The following is a 17,845-nucleotide window of genomic DNA, read 5'->3' as shown; positions in this document are numbered from 1 at the left end:
AAGCATTACGCATAATAAGTACACTTTAGCTTTTGAAAATATTTGATTTTCTTCTTATGTGAACTTTCCTATATAGTATGATTTTAAACTAACTTACGTGAACTAAAGTGTTTTAAATAATCAGCTTTTGTGACTTTTGTGGTTATCTCTAACCAAGTACATGGTACATTTCATCAAATTCTGCAGATGATTTCTCTAAGTTCTACGCCATTCATAATACTTTAACATCCTTTATGCCCTATCCCCAGATAAATTTTCGTTCTTTTGCAAAAAGTTTTAATTTTTAAATAATTGCATGTCAAAGTTTGATGAAATCCGGTATTTCCATGATCATGAAGTGAATGAAGCACTAGGAAGTATAGCCCGAGATCCTATGATGAAAGCGCTGATGAGCTTTACTTTTCCAGGGGTAGACGAACAGGTTTGGCTGGAACAGTTCAAAGAGGTTCATTCTATCAGTGATTTTCAGCATCATTTTGTGGCACACACCATCCGTCAGATTCTTGCCAAGAGTTCTGAGGGCTTAACGACTTCAGGTTTTGATCAACTTGACAAAAACACTCCCTACCTTTTCATTTCGAATCACAGGGATATTGTACTGGATACGTCATTACTTAATCTGGTTCTGTTGGAAAGTGGCCATATTATGACGGCTTCAGCTATTGGTGACAACCTTGTGAAAAGAAATTTTCTAAATGTACTGGCTAAACTGAACCGTAATTTTTTAGTTCAAAGAGGATTATCTCTTCGTGAACAGCTTAAAAGTTCGCAGAACATGTCAGAATACATTGATCAGCAACTGCATCATGAAAACCGCTCTGTATGGATTGCCCAACGTGAGGGCCGTACCAAAAACGGTAATGATGCTACTCAGCAAGGAGTTTTGAAAATGCTTGCCATGGCATCCGGAGATCAGTCGCTGACCGATTATTTTAAGGCACTCAAGATTGTTCCTATATCCATTTCCTATGAGTATGACCCTACAGATTCTCTAAAAATGCCTCAGCTTTTAGCACAGCATAGAGATGAGGAATACATTAAGGGTAAAAATGAAGATTTCATGACCATGCTGAGCGGAATATTAGGACAAAAGAAGCGAATTCATATTCATGCCGGCCATGTAATCGATAAAGAATTAGATGATATAGCAGCTAATGTTGAGAATAAAAATAAGCAGCTACAGGCTATTGCACAGGTTATTGATGATTCAATTATAAAGAATTATAAGCTTTGGCCTACCAAATATATAGCCTACGATCTGATTCACAATACAGATATGTATGCTTCTCAATATACAGAACAGGAAAAACAATTGTTTATCCGAAGACTTGAGATGCGTATCTCCTCTTCTGATGCTATTTCTAAAGAGTATTTCCTTACCATGTATGCCAATCCGCTGATTAATAAAAGAAAATTGGAAGAAAACCAGTTTTAAGAAAAACATTTTCTCAGACTAATACAAATATTGATGGACACTTTTTTAAGTGTCCATTTTTCTTTATGAATACACGTTTTCACCTACACTCTATACAGTATTTTTTTTACACATCTATATTTTCCTAATCTGCTTAATCTGCACAATCTGCGAGAGAGTAAAAATCTAAGGAAACATTATTATTTTTTGCTCACGCAGATCAAGGAGATATCGCAGATTTATTAATCATGAAATCCACTAATTCAATAAAGAATAGGAAATCAACAACTTACGGTTTCCCGTAATTTTCTTCTCCTCGATGTTTGTAGTTTCGAGCATTATAAAACAAGATGTTTTTATAAGCTTTAGTTCAACAAACAACGACTATATTATGAATAAAAAAACGACTCCTGCAGATCTCTTTTTGGGAATTCTTGCATTACTACTGATCAGCGTAAGCTTTTACCAAACCTGGGTTGGGCTTCAGCAGATTTTTGGTCCGGCATCCTTTGTCATAGCCTTAGTTTTATCATTATTGCTTCTCTTTCTGTGCTGGATGCTGAGAAATGCCAAACTGGAGGGAAAACCTACAGGAAGCCTTGTGGGAATCTACGTGTTTATTGCCTCTTTCTGCTTCATTGCGAACTTCAATGCCCTGTATACAAGGTTTATGAAAACTGATATCTATACGGATGAACTTCGCGATATCAATAAAAATTTCACGGCTCTTGACAACGATGTAGAATCAAAATTAAGCTATAAATATACTAAAGCAACCACTCAGGACATCGAGACCAAGAAAAAACAGCTAATGGAACAGATCAAAGATCCGGGGAATAAAGGAATCGGAACGCGTGCCCAGCTATTGATCAAGGATATAGAAAAACTCACCAATCAAAAGATCGATTTACTGACCCCCGTTGGTGATGACTACGAAGATCTTTCTGAAAGAATGGGGAAACAGATTGATAATATTATTTCTGATCTTGCCCCTGGTGAAAAAGCATTGCAAACGAGCATCAACAATGCATCAGCCAAATGGAACAAAAGCATTCAGGATCTGCTTCTTTTATCAAAGAAAGAAAAGGATGAACTATCGCAAGGATTAATTGATGAAGCTCTTTCTGATTATAATAAACTAGGCAGCAGAGCACAGACTATTCTTGGAAATGAAAAAATTCACTTTGAACCCATGGTTTCACAGACCCAGCAGGTTGGAAAAATTGGTTTTGCCTTTGAACATGCCATTAAAAACTTTGGAATGTATCAGTTTGTGGTACTGGCAGGCTGTATTTTACTTGATTTTGTAATCGTTATCATTATTTTATTGGTTACAGATTCCGGAAATTACAATGGAAGCAATGGCAGAAGTGTATTTAACAATAAAAGAAGCGGTAAAACGATCATCCCTAATAACTAATAAGCCATGGAAACCAATGAAAATTTAAAACCTTTGTCTTTTGAAACTGAAGAAGCCTTAAAGCCCCTTTCCTTTGAATTTCAGAATGATACCCCGCAAGATTTTGTTCCTATTGCCAAGACTATCTCCAATGATCTCAAAAATAAGGAAAGCAACTTTGTGTTCTTCTTTGGAACTGCAGAATCAGGAAAATCGGTTATTCTTTCTTCTATGCTGTATTATCTCAGATCCTATGCCGGCGTGCTGAGACCCAAACTTGGGACCCCAAACTCTAAGGAAGCCAATGTACTTCTCTCTGATTTCTTTGAAAATATAAGGCAGGGAGTTCTTCCCAACAGAACTACAAGGGATCAGGTTACCCGTCTGGATCTTGTTTTTGAACCCAATAACAGATCAAAAAGAGTGGTTCCGATAGACCTTACCTTTCTGGAAACTTCGGGAGAAAACCATAAAGACATCAGGAGAGGAGGAAGCTACCATAGCAGTATAGAGACCTTTCTTAATGCCAATATTCCGCTTACATTTATTATTGTTACCAGCTATGAATCTGCCTATAAGGATGACTCCTTAATCAATGAATTTCTGGATGAATTGGAAAGAAAGGGTAAAAACTTAAAATCCGTGAATGCCATCCTTGTGATTTCCAAGTGGGATAAGTCCGGAAGAATGGATGTAGAAAGTGCAGAAGCCCTTGACAGCTTCATTTCTGATCATCTGCCAATGACTTCACAGCGCATTGACACGTATGGCCTAAGCAAAACCTATTACACCGTGGGAAGTGTGCAAAATGCAACAGGAAGCGAAAGAATTAGTCTGCTAAACCTATCCACAGCGGAAGTCCTCTCCAAATGGCTGTACAGAAGCATTGTTGGGTATGATCTGGATTATGAAGGAACATTTTGGGAACGTTTAAAATTTAGTTTTACAAATTAATGGACACTACTTATTTTTTCTCTGCATTTGGTACATTCGGGAACCCGAATGGCTTTCGGCAATCTTTTTTTCTGGGTGGAAATAAGGCTATAGCCAAGGAGATCCGGACATTTGACTTGAAAACAGATGCCATTAAGCTATTCCCTCAAACCAGTATTTATTCTATACGAAAGGATTATGCCGGTGGAAGCAACCTTATCTCCTACTCTGTTTATACGTTTGCCAAGGAGCAAAATTCCGACAGAGGCGGTACGTTTATAGGGTCAGGGTTACTTTTCGTTGGAAAAGTGGCTTCAGAAAGTCTTATCATTAATACCTTGAATGAGTTTCAGGATCATCTTGAAAAAAACAACCTTTCAGACAGCGTTATTACGGTCAATCATTCTGATCAGTTTTCCATCCATAAACCTAAGGATTTTGATAAGATAGGATTTAACCTCCGTGAAATTGATGACCTTAGTTTTACGCAGTCCAGCAACAGCTATCTTGTGGTTTATTGCGAAACCAACCCTACCCAATTACAAAGCTTCTTTAGTCAGGCCATTGACCTTCTGAATGGGTATGATACAATTTTCTTTACCCAAAGCCATGAGATTGGAGAGTTTGTAAGACAAAAAGGAATTTTCAAGATTGTAGATGTGAATGGTTTTAAAAAGGAACTGGAGCATCTTCATGAAGAAAGAATCAGAATTGTTAAAAATACCCTTGCTGATTTTGAAAGAGAAAAGGAGAACCTAAAGGATGAAAAAGCAAAACTGCTTGAAGATCTCAACAGACAGATTGCACAGAATGAGAAACGACATCAGGAAAATGGAACTAAAATAAAGGAATCCAAAAACGGAATTGAAATCATCAAAAAGGAATACGATCAATATTCAGGAAAGATTGATGAAGTAATCAAAAGTCTTACGTCCGATGGAAAGGTAGAAGCAGCCCAAAAAAGACATCAGGAAAATAAAAGGTCATTTGCCCACATCATCAATCAAAACAAGAATATAGACTCTCTTACTACCCTATCCTCCAATGTAAGGCCTCAGGGAGGTTCTATGGAAACCCGACCTTACGGAAAGAGCGTTTCGGAATTCTACAGTTCTGGCGGAAATCACGAAAAAAAAGAATTCAGGCCGGATGGGTTTAAGATTGCAACATTGATACTAACCCTTCTATTAATTGGTGTTCTCATCCTGTGTTGTATGTGGATGCCAAAAGAATATTCTGCTGTATTTACAAATATATAAGTTCTGTAAGTGCATACAATTGCTATAAAAAAGCTCCTCAAGAATACTATTGAGGAGCTTTTTTAATCTTTTGCTTTAATTTATTGTTGTAAAGAACTACCGTTTTTATCTTTTAAAATACCATATATCGCTTCCGAGATCTCCGGAAGTTTTCCGCTGTAATTATTGCTTAACAAAATGATTGTTATTTTATTTTCAACATCCGAAAACAAGGTGGCTTCAAAACTACCTGCTCTTCCATCGTGGAAATGTTCTTTTAATTTTCCTTCCTCAAATTTCACATTCCCCAATGCTGACTGGCTATCCGCAATATTAAAACTTTGACCCAGTTCATATACTGAGTTTTTGTCGACTACTTTCTGAAAATGCAGCCCATCTGCCCATTTCAACAAGTCCACTGTTGTTGTATAGGTACCACCGGTAATAGGCAATTCTTCTTTATCCGGTACTAATTGACTGTTAAATCCTTGGGCAATGTTTTTTTCATCTGCAATGGGGGTCATTATGGAAGCATTCATTTGCAAAGGCTGGAATACAAACTTTTTGATATAGGTTTTATAAGGCATCCCTGTTAAATGCTCAATAATAAACTGTCTCAAAAAAAGATTGTTATTGTTATAATCATACTCTGTACCTGGTACAAATGTCAACTTATTGACCAACATTAAATCGTTGAAAATATCCTTATCATTTTTAATTGTTTTCCAGTTTACATTGGGAATTCCGCTTGTATATTGCAATAGGTCTTTGATGGTTACTTCATCTGCCCAACCGGGAAGTTCAGGAATAAACTTAGAAACATGATCAGAAAGCTTCAACTTTCCCTGTTCTTCTAATTGAAGCAAGGCAGCTGCGCTAAACTCTTTAGTAATGGAACCTAAATGAAATCTGTATTCCTCTGTTAATGGATTGGTCTTTCCGGCATCCGAAAATCCAAGTGAAGCCTTATAAATGATCTTATTGTTTTTTGAAACCAAGACATTCCCGTTAAATATGCCTTCTGTATAAGCAGATTTCATTAACTTATCTAACTTGTTTACAGATTCTTTAAATTCTTTTGGGGTTTCTTTTCGGTTAGAATCAGAATACGCTGTTTTTGCCTGCGCAGAAAAATGAACAGGAATATAAAATAGACAGAAAAGTAGACCGTACTTTTTCATTATTAATTATTGTTTTTTAGGTTATGATATTTTCTCACCAAGGACTCATACTTTTTGGGAGTATATTCAATGATGGGTTTATTTTCTCCGTCAAATAAAATCATCGCAGTACGCTTAGGAAAATTTCGTACGTCCACAAACCATGTTATCTTTCCATTGGAGAATTTGAACGTCTTTGCATTGGTTCTGCCAATCATTATCTTTTCTGTGGCACCATTGAATTCTGCATAGAGCCTGTCTGCGATTTTCTTATGATCACTGATACAGTCTTCTGAAGCTTTAATATTTTCATTTTCCACAAAGAACAAGGCCTTGGTGGGCCTAGTGATTCCAAAATTGGCTTTATCTTCGGCAGTGGCTATCCTTACCACTTTTGAGGCACAGGAACATACAAGGAGCAACAGGATTACAAAAGAAGATATTTTCATCAGGTGTATCGTTTTTTATTTTCAAACCTCATCTAAAACCTAGAAATTCAATGATTTATAAAATTCTGTTTTCATGATGTTTTTTGAAAAATATTCTTTATTCAAAGACAATGCATTCCAAAAGAGAATTTTCTTCCCCCTGAAAGTAAACTCTAGGAAGTAATCGGGACGTGCTACAAAGGTTTTCAAGGCTTTATCAATATCTCTTTTCAGCTTTTTTTTATCATCATTCTCTGCCATGGCTATGATCCCCTTTTCACCTAATTCATAATTCCACTGGGAATTGATCAGGGCCAAAAGATAGCCATAAGCCTCATCTTTTCGTCCCAGATTTTGGTATACTTTCACCAGATCATATTCAATTCTGTGGGAGTCTTTTTCTACAGTGGTTCCACTTACACTGAATAACTGATGTTCTACAAGTGCCTTTAGGAAATACTTTTCTGCCTGCCCATAGTCCTTTTTTCCAAGAAATACGTCTGCCAGAGCATGGGATGCTGTATGGTTGATATTCGCAATTTCCTCATCAAAATTATCTTTGTACCTTTTATCAATCTTCAGGTCTGCAAAATAACGCAGTTCCTCAATATAGTTGGCAATATTGGTTCTTTCCAGCTTATCCTTAAGGTTAGAGGTATATTGTATTAAAGTGGGGTCAGACTTGTAAGGTTCATCTCTTATCAGATATCTTAGGCCTGTCCGAAGCTCATCTATCCTATAGTTATGATACAACGGATTGGCCCGTGCAACGCTGTCTATTTTCTTTCTCGTATTATTCACCTGTGAAAATACAGTGTTTGCAGTACATGTAAAAAGGATGCAGGTGAGTATGGCTTTCATTATTATTAATCTTATTTTTAAAAGTACAAAAATAGGATGAATAGAATCAAAACAATATTGTGTACATTTAAGAAGTGACAAATGCTTAACAATATGATGAGAAAAACGATAATTTCGATACTTTTATCCTTTCCATACTTTTTGGTATTTGCACAAAAGTATCCTGATCTGTTTCCTGTAAGTGACAGAAAAAAGGATATATTGGCTATTATCTTGCGGATGGAACCAATGTGGTCCCACCACAGTTTTGTAGTGCTTCCAATAATACAGACGGTTATTATCTGGTTTCCAGGGCTGAACATGAATATGATGAGTCAGGAAGAAGAAAGGAAGAACATGTTCCCGGCACTGAAAAGTATGGCCTCCTCAACAGAAAGGGAGAATGGATCATCAATTTTGAGAATAACTACAGCATGATTGGCCTCACCAATGGGTTTGTAATGGTTTTCAAAAATGATCTGACCGGAATTGTAAATGATAAAAATGAAATCTTGATTCCTATAGAATATGAAACTCTTGACCCCATGTACAGCAATCTTATTGCTGCTAAAAAGAATGGAAAAAAAGGAATAATAGACCTAGATAACAAGACCCTTGTTCCGTTTCAGTACGATGAAATTTATAGTTTTTATCTTGTAAAAAGTAAGAATCGGTATCACGCTCTCGTCAGGGTTGGAGACCAATGGGGTGTAATTGATGAAAAAGGAAAATACATTGTAGAATTAAACGATACGGAACTTGTTACCCTTACCGATACTTCTGTTATTATTCAGAAAAACGGATTATATGGTCTCTCGGACTTTAAGCTAAAAACAATAATCCCTGCCGAATATTCTGAACAGCTTTTTACCGGTGAGGAGATCCAATTTTTGAAGAATGGTATTGATTATTTTTTCAGCCCTTCCGGAAAACTGCTTAGAAAAGAAAAAGCAAATTGAAAGAGAAATTATGGTTATTTTTTAATATTTAGCAATAGCTTTTTTAATAAAAAGGACGTTTAAGTTATTTGAAAATCCATGGATTTTCCTTTATTAATATTTATATTTTGAAATGAAGAAATGAATCAAAAAATATTGATCTTTATAGCCCTTACTACAGGTATTTTCCTGTCATCGGCACAAACGTTGACATCTTCTGAGATTTGGTATGACATCATGTCTAATGGGGTAAATACAGATCGTCTTTTAACTCAAAAAGGATTCAAGCTCAAGTATTCAGGACCGAAAAAAATGGGTGGTCATTTAGCTTGCTATTTCAATAAAAAATCTGATGAATGGTTGTTTATTAATGATAATGAGCAAGGTAAAACGACACAGGTATCTTATCTTCTGCCTACTTTAAAAAAATACAAAAAAAATCAGATTGAAAAGAAGAGGTTATTAATGGGTGAAGAGGTAAAACCTATGGGGAAGACCTATCAGGAGAGCAAAATATATTACCATCTTACCTATACCTTTGAAAAAGTAGAAACCCCTCCGGCTAAAAATTAAATACAACCAACACAAAATCCAATGAAAGTACTAGCAGTCATTACCCTTTTATCAGCTATAGTTTTCAGTAGCTGCAACAAGGCGAAACAGGTTTCAGGAACCTATATTATTCAGTCGGAAATGCTTCCAAAAGTAAATGGATGTTGTGCCAATACGGAAATAATACGGCTAAATGAAGACCAGACATTCAGTATGTATCATCAAAATGACCAGGGAGATTATACCACCAAGGATTTTGCTCAGGGAACATTTCAGCTGACAAAGGGTGTTGTTTCCTTGAAGCCTGATTCTGTTAATAGCAATCTTGATCTTTCAAAGGCAACGTTTAGAAAAGACCACGCAGATCACGGTCTAGACTACCTTACCCGACTGGATAACAAAGCAAAATACCATAAAATTGATTTTAAAAAAAGCAGATTCACTCTCTATTCGGCGTGTTAATTCCGATAACTGGGAAAGTGAAGAAATAACAATCAAAAAAGACGGCAGCGTTCGCTATGTATTATATTCAGCGGGCCCATCACAACCTACGATTTCCCACACCAAAAATAAGAAACTTACCGAAGAGCAGTTTCGACAATATGTAGAAGCTATGTCTCAAAGCAGCATTTTTCAACCGGGAATAACGTCCAAAAAGCATGAAATTTCTTTGTTATTGAGCCTTTCGGAACAGAACATTCTGCTCTATGATCACAATAACATCGATAAGACTCTTTATGATTTCTGTTTTGAAAAAATACGCGGCTGGGTACAGTAGATTCATTATAAAACCCAATTGATTAGGATCCCGGTATTCCACGATGTACACATTCTGCTTCAAGAATGTTCATCATGGTTCGGTCTCCTATTGAAAAGAAATAAATCTTTCCCAACACTTTCATTTTCACAAAAAATCCCCTTCGGGGAGCACCTGTAATCTTAAGATCTGTAATATCTGCCCAGGGAAAAGCCAATACCCTGCCCAGCTTAAATACATATAACCTTGATTCATCAATAATAAAAGGCGGGGTAAGCATAAAACTATCCAGTATATTCATAGACCGGTTTACCTCAATCATTTTTTCGAAGTGTTTCTGATCCAGGCTCCCTATAACTTTCCTGTAATTTTGTATCATTTTATTCATTAATCGGGAAATAAGTAGAAAAAATAATATCCCCAATCCTGTCATCCCTCCCAGCAAAAGGTAGCTATCCCTCATTCGTGCATTATACCTTTCCGCATCTAATCTTCCGTGAAAACTCAAGGTATCAAATAGAGTCAGAAAAAAAGGAAAAGATAATACAATAACTAGAAAGGCAAGAAAAATAATCTTTATTGTACGTTGCCGCGCTTTCATACGTCTGAAATAATCTTCCCGCTTTCGGATAGTTACCTGATCTCTTTGTTCATCCAAGGAATCTGGCTCCACAAAGGCTCCCTTTTGCCCTGATCCGGAGATAAATCCAAAGAAGAGAACAGCAAGTACTATAATTATGGTAATAAAAAGAAAGGCTATCGGCATACAGATCTTTTAAATAGTAATAATTGAGTGATGAATAGTTTTCAAATTCCTGAAAGACGAACATATTAAAAAAAATTGTTATATCTGCACTTTTTGAAACCACTTAATAAATTCGAATCAAAACCACTAATAAACAAACGTTTACACTATCTCCATCAATACTCTGATTGGACTTCCAAGCCTACTATCTACCCCTTTTCAACTTGTGCAACAGAACAGTATTATGAATCAGACTCATCTTAAAATATTATCTTCGTAAAAAATTTGACAAAATGAAAAAAATAATATTTCTGGCGTCTGCTCTTCTTGTTTTAAATTCTTGTGTGGTAAGAACTGCTACAAAAGTAGTTTCGGGGGCAGTAAGCATAGGATATAAAGCGGTAAAAGGAACTGTAAACGGAATCAGCTGGGCTGTAAGCAAGGCCAAAGGGAAAATAGATGAAGACCGATTGGATGGAACCTGGAAAGTGGTAGGCGTTTATCGTGGTTCATTTGAAGATTTCTCTAAGGATCAGAACCCTGACGGTTCATTTACATCTGACTGTACAGAGAGTTTTGATCAGATTATTTTTAAGGCTAATAAATCCAAATTCAAGCCTGTACATTGCAGTTCTGACAAAGAAGACTGGGTAAAGTATTCTCTAGAATTTGGAAAAAATCCTATAACCAAGGAAAAAGAAAATTATATAGAATACAACTCCAATAATTATATTTCAGTTATTGATGTAAATAGCAAGACTATGGTTCTGGAGGGTAATCTGATCCCTAAACTGGCTTTTTCAGGCGCCAAGCTATATCTTTTGGAAAAGGTAAAGTAAAAATCTCAGCCTTTAAATAAAATATAAAAAAATGTCTGTTTCCCGATTTGAGAAGCAGACATTTTTTATCTGGATATTTTATAGTATTTCTTTCCTTACACATTCCACAGCTTCTATGGTTGAGTTTGGTAGTGTATGGTTATCTGTTTTCTATATCAACAATTTTCTTTCCCTGACTTCCCAGATAGTGAAGAACAAGTTTTTCATATACTTTATAGCCATCATCCACGTTGGTAAATATCAGAATTCCTTTTCCTGTTTTTGGCAATACAAAGGCAATACATCTTGTTCCTTTATCAGCTCCCCCATGAGAGAGTGCATAGTCGCCATTTCCAAGATCATATACTGAAAAGCCCAATCCGAAATAAACATCTTCCTTTATTTTCGATTGTTTTTTGATCATTTCCTGAAATACTTCCGGTTTCAGATCTCTTCCTTTCATAACATTAACCATAAAATTTCCATAATCCTCTATGGTCGTGTGCAGATCATCGGCAGCATTGGCTGTTTTATTCTTCTCTGTTGGGTAAGGTTCTCCCTTTTCATTATATCCAATGGCAAACCTTGATTCATCCGTATTTTTATCCCAGATATAATAGGTATCATTCATTTTAATCGGTTGAAAAATAAGCTCATGGGCAAGTTGTTCCAATGGTTTCTTGAATTTCTTTTCCAGAGCTTTTCGAAGATATTCAAAACCTTCTCCTGAGTATTGATATTTTGTTCCCGGATCAAACTGGAAATTCAGTTTTTTGTCAGCATTCATCCATCTCCAGTTGGGAAATCCTGTCTGATGGGTCAGAATAAGTCGGGTCGTCAGCTTTGTATGTCTCGGTTCATTGGCAATATCCGGATCTGTCCAATAGGGATCAAGAGGTTCATCCAGTTTCCATTTCCCCAAACTTATGAGACGTAATGCAACCATTGCGGTTACAGGTTTGGTAAGGGAAGCTACATTGAAATAGGTATTATAAGGTGCGGGAACGTTCTTTTTTATGTCTCCAAAAACCTTCACTTGTTTCAGTTCTCCGGCCTCAATAATTCCCAGTCCAAGGGTTGGTATTTTATTTTCCTTTAGCCAGTTTTCAATTTCCTGATCGTTTTCAAAAACTGTTTTCAGATCATTAGCTTCCTTGGCATGATGATCAAAGCTCAATGATCGTGTTAGCTTCCAGTCTCCATTTTCCAAAGTCCAGAGATTAGTGAACTTGGCTCCTCCAACTAATTTTTCAGGTTGATTTTTTTCTTTTTCATAAAAGACATGATCACCATTCTGAATGGCTGCATAAATTTTTCCGTTTTTATATAGTGGATAAATTTGAGTCGTTTTATCTACCAAAACTCTTTTGGCTCGATAGGTATCCGGATCTTTGCATAATCCATTTTTAAAGTCGGTCATGAATTTTCTTTTATCGGAAAAGCCATCTTTATCATGATAAAATTCAAATTGATCACCGAGCAGAGTTTCTGTCTGTTTTATATTACAGGTATTAAACCCCACTGAAAAAAGCAAACTGTCTTTCGACATAATGGTTCTGTAAAGAGGATCTGTTTTTCCTATTTGTGCATGAGCCCCACAAAAAAACAGAATAAAGAAAAAGGGAATCAACTGAGCAGACTTTGTCATTGTTATTTTTTTGACAAAGATTATATTTCCAAGTGTTTTTTGACTAAAAACAAACCCGACAAAAACCCGACAATGCCCTGACAATATTTATATCATACTGAATTTCAATCTGTAATATAATTTTTTATTTCGATCAATTTCTGCTGCATTACGAAGAATAATAAATACATTGGAAAGCACAATAAGGATCATCAGTATCAATGTAAACTGTCTCCCCAGCTTTACAAAAATGCCCAACATGAATACAATTGGTGCCATAACCGTCCATATCATCTGAACTGAAATAATCTGTCTGGCCAAGGTATTTCTCTGCTTCATTTTAAACATTAGAAGAAGCGGAACAAGAATATTCAATGGTGGCAAAAGAATGAACAACAGTGAGGAAAGGTTGATTATTTTGATCCGGGAATAATTGATATCAGATTGCTCTTCTTCTACCTCTGTTATTTGCTTATCATCTGTTACTTCGTCTATTTCGGGAGTTGCTGCAATATCCTGTAATAAGCTTTCTTCTATATCCAATGCCTGTGCAAGAGCCCTTAAGGTATGCCCTTTTGGCTCTGTACCTGCCTCTATCCGCTGAATTGTTCTTACAGAAATTTTTGACTTCTCCGACAATTCTTCCTGAGTAAGATTCTTCTGTTCTCTTGCAGTTTTTAGCTTAGACATAGTTTAATATATTCTGATAAAGGGTATTTTTAATTAATTTCTGACGGCTAATTTACAGCTTTTTCAAAATTAAAAACATAAGATCATGGAAAGAATCAGCATCCATCCATTAAGCACTATAATTATGTTATCATGGGTATTTCTCACAGCCGAAAAATAGATATTCTTTTTATTGATTTTTTATTAATTATTGATGAGAGTATTGCTCCTTGTTCTAATTAATGAGACATTTGTATAAAAATTAATTGAAATGATACCCTTTCATGAACTCTTCTTTTTTGTTCTGGCAGCGCTTGTTTTAGTGATAAGCCCCGGACCTAATATGATTTATCTGATTTCAAAATCAATAACCCAGGGAAAAAAGTCAGGTTTTATCTCATTAGCAGGGGTGGTATGTGGCTTTTTGTTTCATATTGTTATGGTATCATTTGGTTTAACGGCTGTTCTCTTGGCTGTTCCTTTTGCCTATACAGTTCTTAAGGCGGTAGGAACAATTTACCTTTTGTATCTGGCTTATCAGGCCATTAAGCCCAACAGTAAAAACATTTTTGATGTTGAGCAAAGCAATTCCCATGACGGTCCTAAAAAACTTTTTACAGTAGGCTTTTTAACGAATGTACTCAATCCAAAGGTGGCTGTCTTTTATTTATCATTCTTCCCACAATTTATCAAACCCGAATACGGTTCTGTACTCACTCAAAGTCTGGAGCTCGGCGTTGTTCAGGTGCTTGTAAGCTTTAGTGTTAATTTTGTGATTGTTCTTACGGCAGCAAGAGTAGCACTATTCTTTTCCCATAACCCAATCTGGATTAAAGTACAAAAGTGGTTTATGGCCAGTGTACTGACTTATCTTGCGGTGAAGATGGCATTTTCAAAGGCTAAATAACGGGTACTTTAAATTTTACAACATCCATTCAAAAAGATGAAGCAGCCTATTCCAACCTACGATTTAAGTGATATTTCCCAGCATTCTTTTTTTATTGAGAGAATGGAAAAACGCAGCAATAGTTCGGAATATAAGCTTTTGGATAAAGGGATACATCGTGACAATCATTATATTTTCACTTGTATGGAAAGCGGGCATGTAAGAATGATGGTGGATTTTAATATGATGGAAGCACAGGATCCTACCATTTTCTGTGTATTACCCGGACAGGTGCATCAGGGACTTTTAATGGAGGATGTTTACGGATGGTTTATAGCCATTAAAGCAGATCTCGTTCCGGATGCAGTACGTTCTGTATTTGAGGAATCTCTGGAAACCATTCAACCCCTCTCAGTTGATACAAGCTGGATTGAAAAACTAAATATTATTGCCAATCTGCTCTATGTTTCTTATTCCGATGAATCATTGACTACTTCCAAGGAGGGATCTTTAATTATCCAGTCGTTGCTTAATGCCCTTACCGGAATGTTTTCTTTTATTTATTCTTGTGAAAGCTATTCGGAAGTATCCGGTGAAAGTAGAGCCCTACAACTGACAAGAGCCTTTAAAATATTAGTAAGAAAAGAATTTAAAACCCTGAAAAGTCCATCAGAATATGCAGAGGCTTTAAATATCTCAAGAGGTTATCTTACAGAGGTTATTCGTGAAGTGACGGGAAAACCTGCACAATATTGGATTCATCAGGAAGTTTTAATGGAGGCAAAACGATTACTGGCTTTTACCCATCTTACAGTAAAAGAAATAGCCTATGAATTGGGATACAGTGATCATACTTATTTCAGTCGTTTATTTTCAAAACTGGAAAGCATCTCACCATCAGAGTTTAGGACGAAAACACAAAACAAACAATAAACCACGAATAGTCCAATCAATTCCCTGAAACGGCTATCGGTATATTTCAATTTTGCAACGTCCTTTGCAATAAAAATATTTATGTCAAGTTTACCAAAATGGGTCAATGACACGATAGAAAATGTCTGGTCCTCAAAATTTAAAACCTGCACCGTTGTCCACATAGAAAATATTTCCAATACTCTTCGTAGAGTCCGTTTTGCAACAGACTTAGAAGATATTCACTTCGAACCGGCCTATGCCATAGGAATAAGAATTAACGACCGCGATTTCCGCAATTACTCTCCTTTCAATTTTAATAAAGAAGAAGGTACTTTCGATGTTGTATTTCATCTTCATGATACCCATGCGGTGGGAAGTGATTTTGTAACCCGTCTATCCATTGGAGATCCTATAAAAATATTGATACCAAGAGGCAGGCGTTTTTTTGATGCCAATGCTAAAATCCATTTCTCCATAGGTGATGAAACTTCATTGGGAAGTTCGCTTTCTATTAAGGAGGCTGCAGAAAAATCTACCTGTTCCTACATTTGTCTTCATGAGCTTGAAGAACCAACAGCCTTGGAAGCTCTTAGTTTATATGGCTACCATGCTCCTAAAAACAACACGATGAGCATTATAGAAGCAATAAGCGACTTTCTACAGGAAGAAAAACAGGCGGTATACAACAATGATGTTATTTTTTATCTTACCGGAAATGGAGAAAGAATGTCATTGATCCGAAAATTCCTCAAGGCTAAGGATGTAGCTCCGAAGTGCATTAAATCACAAGCTTACTGGATAGAAGGAAAGAAAGGATTATAAAAAAGCAAGTCCGATTCCTGCAACTTTAGTAAGGTAAGATTGCAGGGATTTCGGACTTATTTTGGATCAACCTCATCTGTGAAGAGTTTTTTATTTCAAACCTTTTCCCAATCTTCTCACTTTTTCCAGCCATTTCACACGTTGCTCTTCTTTAGAATTTCTGATAATTCCTAAATAAGTCACCTTTACCGGTTTTACCCCACAGAATTCTAAGGTTGATTTTTTCAACTGATTAACACTTGGTTTTCCATAGACAAGCCAGTAATACCAACCCGGCTGATCTAGGGTTGTGATAATATGCGCGGTTTTCTCTTTTAAAAGTTGATCCCACCACACCGAATTTTCTCTGTATTGATAAGCAAATCCTGGAAGAAAAAGTCGATCTATAAAACCTTTCATAAGGGCAGGCAAGCCTCCCCACCACACCGGATGTACCCAAACCAGATGATCTGCCCACTTAATAATTTCCCATGCTTTTACCAAGTCAGGCTCCAGTTCCATTCTTTTTTGATAACCAAACTGTAGATTAGGATTAAAATTGAGATCAGCAATAATGATTTCCTTGATTTCTGCATCTGATTTTAAGGCTCCTTCTTTGTAAGCCGAAGCTATTCCAAAATTGAAAGATTCCTTATTGGGATGCCCGTTGATAATGGCTATTTTTTTCATTATGATAGGTTGATGTTAATTGTTTCGTAGGCATTAAGCTGTGCCAGTAATGACAATGGCTCGTGCAATTGATGGCTGAAATACACCTTACTTTCATGAGGATTTCTCATTAATTCCTCTGTATGCAAAACAGCAGACAAGGCTGTCAGTTCAGCCTGTCCCTTTGTGCTTTGCAGGCTCAGTTTCTTATTTCCTTTTTTATCTTTTACAATAATTTCAAAGACAGCCTGATCACCCTTTCCACTGGATCCGAAAATCATTTTTCTTTCCTTTAAAGATAAGATATTAAAGACCCTTAAATATTGAAAGCTGCCGAGCAGCCAGGTAATAAACTTAGAATTATAAGTCATCTTTACACTTACATTAGGAACTCTTTCTATCTTATTGAGAATGTAAAGATCGGGAACATCAAAGTTATAGGCACTCCTTTTTCCGATTCCAAAGGAAAAATCAAACGTTTCGGTATCTAAAAAATGTCGGATAGAAACAGGTTTATCGTTTTTATAATCATGGAAAGGCACCGCTACATTTTCTGCCATAAAATGAGCAGAACTTTCCCCTGCCAGATCTTTAACAGAATAGTATACGAAGAGCTTCACCTCCTGAATGCTGTCTGCGTCTTGTGAAATTGTATTAACCAGCCCCGGCACAATCCCACCCATCCAGCCGGAACTGAATACAATTCTGCTGTTTACATCTGCTTTTTCTGCAATCTTATAGGCTTTTGTCAGATCGGGCGTGGGTTTTGTAATATCCAGATAATCAATATTATTCTTGATGGCATATTGCAGAACCTGATCCGACTTATCATTTACTGAAAGAATAATCAGGTTTATTTTTTTATCAGAAATAACCTGAAAAGAAGCAGAATTGGTTACATCAATTTTCAGATCTCTATCGGACTTCCCGCCTTTTCTTCCTCCAATAAAAACAGTTACATGAGGGTTTCTTGATTGTAATATACGTGCAATTGTCTTGCCTACCATTCCGTTTCCTCCAATGATGAGAATATTATGCTCCATATCTTTTTTTTAC

At 36.3% G+C, this 17,845-nt stretch carries 20 protein-coding genes; 12 read left to right on the top strand and 8 right to left on the bottom strand.

Annotation, left to right across the window (positions count from 1 at the left end):
• Window positions 1-295: 295 nt before the first annotated feature.
• From C7D53_RS04725 to C7D53_RS04710, 4 genes are all read left to right on the top strand, one after another.
• Window positions 296-1,435, top strand: a complete 1,140-nt coding sequence (locus C7D53_RS04725; RefSeq protein WP_106915212.1) for a 1-acyl-sn-glycerol-3-phosphate acyltransferase — start codon at window positions 296-298, stop codon at window positions 1,433-1,435.
• Window positions 1,436-1,805: 370 nt separating this feature from the next.
• The gene (locus C7D53_RS04720) at window positions 1,806-2,834 is read left to right on the top strand and encodes a hypothetical protein (RefSeq protein WP_106915211.1); all 1,029 of its coding nucleotides are present in this window, start codon (window positions 1,806-1,808) and stop codon (window positions 2,832-2,834) included.
• A 6-nt stretch (window positions 2,835-2,840) separates the two neighbouring features.
• Complete coding sequence (locus C7D53_RS04715; RefSeq protein WP_106915210.1) at window positions 2,841-3,767, top strand: hypothetical protein; 927 nt, start codon at window positions 2,841-2,843, stop codon at window positions 3,765-3,767.
• On the top strand, window positions 3,767-5,005 hold the full coding sequence (locus C7D53_RS04710; protein ID WP_106915209.1) for a hypothetical protein: 1,239 nt from the start codon (window positions 3,767-3,769) through the stop codon (window positions 5,003-5,005). The genes C7D53_RS04715 and C7D53_RS04710 overlap by 1 nt, the downstream gene beginning before the upstream one ends.
• Window positions 5,006-5,085: 80 nt before the next feature.
• Here the strand turns inward: C7D53_RS04710 and C7D53_RS04705 are convergent, their stop codons facing one another.
• The 3 genes from C7D53_RS04705 to C7D53_RS04695 are packed head-to-tail and all read right to left on the bottom strand — an operon-like array spanning window position 5,086 to window position 7,433.
• Complete coding sequence (locus C7D53_RS04705; protein ID WP_106915208.1) at window positions 5,086-6,165, bottom strand: serine hydrolase domain-containing protein; 1,080 nt, start codon at window positions 6,163-6,165, stop codon at window positions 5,086-5,088.
• A gap of 2 nt (window positions 6,166-6,167) precedes the next feature.
• Window positions 6,168-6,593, bottom strand: coding sequence for a hypothetical protein (locus C7D53_RS04700; protein WP_106915207.1), 426 nt, complete (start codon window positions 6,591-6,593; stop codon window positions 6,168-6,170).
• Between the two features lie 39 nt (window positions 6,594-6,632).
• Complete coding sequence (locus tag C7D53_RS04695; protein ID WP_106915206.1) at window positions 6,633-7,433, bottom strand: hypothetical protein; 801 nt, start codon at window positions 7,431-7,433, stop codon at window positions 6,633-6,635.
• Window positions 7,434-7,663: 230 nt separating this feature from the next.
• Between C7D53_RS04695 and C7D53_RS04690 the strand changes: the two genes are divergently transcribed.
• From C7D53_RS04690 to C7D53_RS04675, 4 genes are all read left to right on the top strand, one after another.
• Window positions 7,664-8,371: a WG repeat-containing protein gene (locus C7D53_RS04690; RefSeq protein ID WP_106915205.1), complete on the top strand. Its 708-nt coding sequence runs from the start codon at window positions 7,664-7,666 to the stop codon at window positions 8,369-8,371.
• Between the two features lie 120 nt (window positions 8,372-8,491).
• Window positions 8,492-8,923, top strand: coding sequence for a hypothetical protein (locus C7D53_RS04685; protein WP_106915204.1), 432 nt, complete (start codon window positions 8,492-8,494; stop codon window positions 8,921-8,923).
• A gap of 21 nt (window positions 8,924-8,944) precedes the next feature.
• The gene (locus C7D53_RS04680) at window positions 8,945-9,364 is read left to right on the top strand and encodes a lipocalin family protein (protein WP_106915203.1); all 420 of its coding nucleotides are present in this window, start codon (window positions 8,945-8,947) and stop codon (window positions 9,362-9,364) included.
• Window positions 9,321-9,680 (top strand): hypothetical protein, encoded by a 360-nt coding sequence (locus tag C7D53_RS04675; protein ID WP_106915202.1) that lies wholly within the window; start codon window positions 9,321-9,323, stop codon window positions 9,678-9,680. The genes C7D53_RS04680 and C7D53_RS04675 overlap by 44 nt, the downstream gene beginning before the upstream one ends.
• Window positions 9,681-9,702: 22 nt before the next feature.
• Here the strand turns inward: C7D53_RS04675 and C7D53_RS04670 are convergent, their stop codons facing one another.
• Window positions 9,703-10,425 (bottom strand): hypothetical protein, encoded by a 723-nt coding sequence (locus C7D53_RS04670; protein ID WP_106915201.1) that lies wholly within the window; start codon window positions 10,423-10,425, stop codon window positions 9,703-9,705.
• 272 nt (window positions 10,426-10,697) lie between these two features.
• Here C7D53_RS04670 and C7D53_RS04665 point away from each other — a divergent pair, with 272 nt between their 5' ends.
• Complete coding sequence (locus C7D53_RS04665) at window positions 10,698-11,243, top strand: hypothetical protein (protein WP_106915200.1); 546 nt, start codon at window positions 10,698-10,700, stop codon at window positions 11,241-11,243.
• Window positions 11,244-11,382: 139 nt separating this feature from the next.
• Here C7D53_RS04665 and C7D53_RS04660 read toward each other — a convergent pair whose 3' ends face one another.
• Both C7D53_RS04660 and C7D53_RS04655 read right to left on the bottom strand, forming a co-directional pair.
• A complete protein-coding gene (locus C7D53_RS04660) occupies window positions 11,383-12,870 on the bottom strand; it encodes a serine hydrolase (protein WP_106915199.1) in 1,488 nt (495 codons plus the stop codon).
• 87 nt (window positions 12,871-12,957) lie between these two features.
• The gene (locus tag C7D53_RS04655) at window positions 12,958-13,539 is read right to left on the bottom strand and encodes a helix-turn-helix domain-containing protein (protein WP_106915198.1); all 582 of its coding nucleotides are present in this window, start codon (window positions 13,537-13,539) and stop codon (window positions 12,958-12,960) included.
• A 250-nt stretch (window positions 13,540-13,789) separates the two neighbouring features.
• On the opposite strand from C7D53_RS04655, the gene C7D53_RS04650 reads away from it, so the two are divergent.
• From C7D53_RS04650 to C7D53_RS04640, 3 genes are all read left to right on the top strand, one after another.
• Window positions 13,790-14,425, top strand: a complete 636-nt coding sequence (locus C7D53_RS04650) for a LysE family translocator (RefSeq protein ID WP_106915197.1) — start codon at window positions 13,790-13,792, stop codon at window positions 14,423-14,425.
• A 36-nt stretch (window positions 14,426-14,461) separates the two neighbouring features.
• The gene (locus C7D53_RS04645; protein ID WP_106915196.1) at window positions 14,462-15,337 is read left to right on the top strand and encodes an AraC family transcriptional regulator; all 876 of its coding nucleotides are present in this window, start codon (window positions 14,462-14,464) and stop codon (window positions 15,335-15,337) included.
• Between the two features lie 81 nt (window positions 15,338-15,418).
• Entirely contained in the window at window positions 15,419-16,141 is a 723-nt protein-coding gene (locus C7D53_RS04640) for a siderophore-interacting protein (protein ID WP_106915195.1), read from the top strand.
• 90 nt (window positions 16,142-16,231) lie between these two features.
• Here the strand turns inward: C7D53_RS04640 and C7D53_RS04635 are convergent, their stop codons facing one another.
• Window positions 16,232-16,810 carry an NAD(P)H-dependent oxidoreductase gene (locus tag C7D53_RS04635; RefSeq protein ID WP_106915194.1) on the bottom strand — a complete coding sequence of 193 codons (579 nt, stop codon included), beginning with the start codon at window positions 16,808-16,810 and terminating at the stop codon, window positions 16,232-16,234.
• Window positions 16,810-17,832 (bottom strand): NAD-dependent epimerase/dehydratase family protein, encoded by a 1,023-nt coding sequence (locus tag C7D53_RS04630; protein ID WP_106915193.1) that lies wholly within the window; start codon window positions 17,830-17,832, stop codon window positions 16,810-16,812. The genes C7D53_RS04635 and C7D53_RS04630 overlap by 1 nt, the downstream gene beginning before the upstream one ends.
• Window positions 17,833-17,845 lie beyond the last annotated feature (13 nt).

It is taken from the genome of Chryseobacterium aurantiacum (assembly GCF_003020585.1).
GTDB classification, from domain to species: domain Bacteria; phylum Bacteroidota; class Bacteroidia; order Flavobacteriales; family Weeksellaceae; genus Chryseobacterium; species Chryseobacterium aurantiacum.
The sequence above is the reverse complement of the archived record's forward strand: the minus strand, read 5'-3'. Positions and strand labels throughout refer to the sequence as shown.